This window comes from Mammaliicoccus sp. J-M41 (genome assembly GCF_022385935.1).
Lineage (GTDB): Bacteria > Bacillota > Bacilli > Staphylococcales > Staphylococcaceae > Mammaliicoccus > Mammaliicoccus sciuri_A.
In genome coordinates this window covers 1-744 of sequence record NZ_JAJNIR010000070.1, presented here as the reverse complement: position 1 = coordinate 744, position 744 = coordinate 1, and the positions used below count along the sequence as shown (strand labels likewise).

The 744-nt window shown below is 46.8% G+C and carries 7 tRNA genes; all 7 read left to right on the top strand.

Annotated features, from left to right (window positions below):
* The 7 genes from LQ686_RS13905 (at nucleotide 1) to LQ686_RS13875 (ending at nucleotide 638) form a co-directional block, all read left to right on the top strand.
* Nucleotides 1-76 (top strand) — tRNA-Thr (locus LQ686_RS13905).
* Nucleotides 77-83: 7 nt separating this feature from the next.
* Nucleotides 84-159: transfer RNA gene (locus LQ686_RS13900), tRNA-Lys, on the top strand.
* A gap of 34 nt (nucleotides 160-193) precedes the next feature.
* Nucleotides 194-268 (top strand) — tRNA-Gly (locus LQ686_RS13895).
* Between the two features lie 15 nt (nucleotides 269-283).
* Nucleotides 284-372 (top strand) — tRNA-Leu (locus LQ686_RS13890).
* A 12-nt stretch (nucleotides 373-384) separates the two neighbouring features.
* A tRNA-Arg gene (locus LQ686_RS13885) sits at nucleotides 385-461 on the top strand.
* Between the two features lie 10 nt (nucleotides 462-471).
* Nucleotides 472-545 (top strand) — tRNA-Pro (locus LQ686_RS13880).
* A gap of 17 nt (nucleotides 546-562) precedes the next feature.
* Nucleotides 563-638 (top strand) — tRNA-Ala (locus tag LQ686_RS13875).
* The last annotated feature ends 106 nt before the right edge of the window (nucleotides 639-744 follow it).

The following is a 744-nucleotide window of genomic DNA, read 5'->3' as shown; positions in this document are numbered from 1 at the left end:
GCCGGCCTAGCTCAACTGGTAGAGCAACTGACTTGTAATCAGTAGGTTGGGGGTTCAAGTCCTCTGGCCGGCACCATGTTTTAGAGCCATTAGCTCAGTTGGTAGAGCATCTGACTTTTAATCAGAGGGTCAGAGGTTCGAATCCTCTATGGCTCACCATTTTAAATATACTATATATAAAAATAATTATTTAGCGGAAGTAGTTCAGCGGTAGAATACAACCTTGCCAAGGTTGGGGTCGCGGGTTCGAATCCCGTCTTCCGCTCCATTTTTATTTTTTCTTGCCGGGGTGGCGGAACTGGCAGACGCACAGGACTTAAAATCCTGCGGTAAGTGATTACCGTACCGGTTCGATTCCGGTCCTCGGCACCATTTTTGTTTTTTGCGCCCGTAGCTCAATTGGATAGAGCGTTTGACTACGGATCAAGAGGCTAGGGGTTCGACTCCTCTCGGGCGCGCCATTTTAAATAACGGGAAGTAGCTCAGCTTGGTAGAGCACTTGGTTTGGGACCAAGGGGTCGCAGGTTCGAATCCTGTCTTCCCGACTTCTATTAATACTTATGGGGGCTTAGCTCAGATGGGAGAGCGCCTGCTTTGCACGCAGGAGGTCAGCGGTTCGATCCCGCTAGTCTCCACCATTTTAAAAATAGATTATGAACATTGAAAACTGAATGACAATATGTCAACGTTAATTCCAATAATTGAGTACTGAAAGTACTTCAGAGTGATTGGCTTAACCAATCA